This window comes from Bacillus sp. H1a (assembly GCF_000633475.1).
GTDB classification, from domain to species: domain Bacteria; phylum Bacillota; class Bacilli; order Bacillales; family Bacillaceae_G; genus Bacillus_A; species Bacillus_A paramycoides.
Genome location: NZ_AYMH01000006.1, coordinates 1 through 2,578 on the forward strand (window position 1 = coordinate 1; position 2,578 = coordinate 2,578).

Sequence of the window (2,578 nt, forward strand, 5' to 3'; positions counted from 1 at the left end):
CACCACATCGCTATCAAGCTAAAATTTTATAGTACCCCCAGAACGAAATTTTGTGTTAACTTATAACAAAAAAATATATATTTAGAACGTACTACAACTTCTGTTTGGCTACTAAAGTATCTAAAAAGACAAGTTCAACGCCAACTCAGAAACTAGGTTTAACCGATAAACAATTTACTTTAAACGATATTCTATACTTTAAATAAGCTGGACAATCATCCTATTTTAAAAAGGATGATTTTTTTTAGAGGTTCCTGTGGAATTTTATGTTAAACTTAATATAAAGATTATGAAAATTCAATCTTCAACAAACGGGCAGGATTATTGAACAAGTTTTATGAACTTTAGTGGTAGCATCATTAGTGAAATGCTTTATAACAACTAATTAAGGAGGGATAGAATATGAGAAATAACTTTCAAGTCGTTGCGTTACAAGAGAAGGAGTTTAATAACCTATTTTTAATGAATGAAGAAGTATTAAAAAGTATCGGGGCAGTCAAAATAATAGCAAATCAAAATCCTGGATATCCTTGCAGGATAAGTTTGAAGGATGCAGAGGTAGGAGAAGAGGTAATCTTACTGAATTACCAATATCATAGTGTTAATTCGCCTTATAAAGCAAGTGGTCCTATATTTATACGAAAGGGAGCAACTACCGCTAAGCTAGATGTAAATGAAATTCCGCATATGTTACATCATAGGTATCTATCTGTACGCGGCTACAATGCTGACTCAATGATTGTAGAAGCAAGGGTTACAGAAGGTGTAAATTTAAGAGAAAATATAGATGAAATTTTTGATAATAAAGAAGTAGAATATATTCACATTCTTAACGCTAAACCAGGATGCTATAACTGCCTTGTTAATAGAGTGTGAAAAAATTGGAAATGCAAACTTCTATTATCCTATAAGGGGTAACACCAAATCGCTATCAAACTAATACAACAAAATCTCCCCTAAAATGAAAAAATACGCTATTCTTTCTGTAGAATCATAGGAAAGGATGGCGTTTTTGTATGTCTATTTCTGTATCCGATGAATTACAACTATTTGCTCAAGAGATTCAAAGCTGTTTATCTCCAAATATCTTACGAGATCTTGCTAGAGATGTTGGTTTTGTACAACGAACTAGTAAGTATCAAGCGAAGGATTTAGTCGCTTTATGTGTATGGATGAGTCAAAATGTCGCTGCGACTTCTTTAACTCAGTTATCTAGCTGTTTAGAAGTATCAACAGAAGTACTCATCAGTCCTGAGGGACTGAATCAACGATTTAATAAAGCGGCTGTCCAATTCTTACAACACATACTAGCTGAACTACTAAACCAAAAATTGGCCTCATCTATGCTCATTTCTTCTCCATATACTTCTGTTTTCAAGCGTATCCGTATTTTAGATTCAACTGCATTTCAAATCCCAGATCCCTTTTCATTCGTTTATCCGGGTGCAGGAGGATGCAGCCATACAGCGGGAGTGAAGATTCAGCTTGAGTATGATTTATTAAGTGGACAATTCCTTCATATTCATACAGGTCCAGGTAAACAACATGATCGAACCTACGGTTCCCTGTGTGTCCCAACTGTAACAGCGAATGATTTATGTATCCGAGATTTAGGCTATTTTCATTTAAAAGATCTTCAACATATACAAGATAAAAAGGCTTACTATATCTCACGTATCAAATCGAATACACGTATTTATCAAAAAAATCCTAACCCTGATTATTTTCAAGATGGCAGAATCAAGAAAGGTACAGAGTATATCCAGATAGATATGGAGGTTTTAATGAACTCTCTTCAACCAGGACAAACATGTGAAATATCCAACGCTTATGTAGGAATGAATGATAAAATCCCAACTCGTGTGATTGTTCATCGGCTAACAAAAGAACAACAACAAAAACGATTACAAGATCAAACTGTAAGAGAAAAAAAGAAAGGAATGAAGTATTCCGCTCGTAGTAAACGACTTAGCGGTATCAATGTATATATGACAAATACTCCTACAGATATTGTCCCAATGGGACAAGTACATGATTGGTATTCTCTACGTTGGCAAATCGAGATTTTATTTAAAACGTGGAAATCATTCTTTCATATTCATCATTGTAAAAAGATAAAACGAGAACGATTGGAATGCCATTTGTATGGGCAATTGATTGCCATTCTACTCTGTTCTTCTACCATGTTTCAAATGCGTCAATTACTTCTTATGAAAAAGAAACGAGAACTGAGTGAATATAAGGCCATATATATGATTAAAGATTACTTTCTTCTTCTTTTCCAAGCTATACAGAAAGACACCCAAGAGCTATCAAAGATTCTAATTCGCCTGTTCAACCTCCTACAGCAAAACGGGAGAAAATCTCATCGATATGAGAAGAAAACAGTCTTTGATATATTAGGTGTCGTTTACAATTGTACCATGTCTGATAATCAAGCGGCTTAATTCAAAAAAATGAAACCCATTAGGGCTTATTTCGCATGCAAATCTTTAAATTCCCTACACGTGGTCTTTAGAAAAAAGAAGCAACCCCTACTATGATTGACGTTGTATGAGCTTAGCTTGATAGCGATGGG

Annotated in this window: 2 protein-coding genes; both read left to right on the top strand. The window is 34.4% G+C overall.

All coding sequences use genetic code 11. The annotated features are described in order from the left end of the window. Positions 1-402 precede the first annotated feature (402 nt). A complete protein-coding gene (locus U860_RS0103845) occupies positions 403-876 on the top strand; it encodes a DUF1203 domain-containing protein (protein WP_001245419.1) in 474 nt (157 codons plus the stop codon). A gap of 140 nt (positions 877-1,016) precedes the next feature. Continuing rightward, a complete protein-coding gene (locus U860_RS0103850; protein ID WP_025147465.1) occupies positions 1,017-2,447 on the top strand; it encodes an IS4 family transposase in 1,431 nt (476 codons plus the stop codon). The last annotated feature ends 131 nt before the right edge of the window (positions 2,448-2,578 follow it).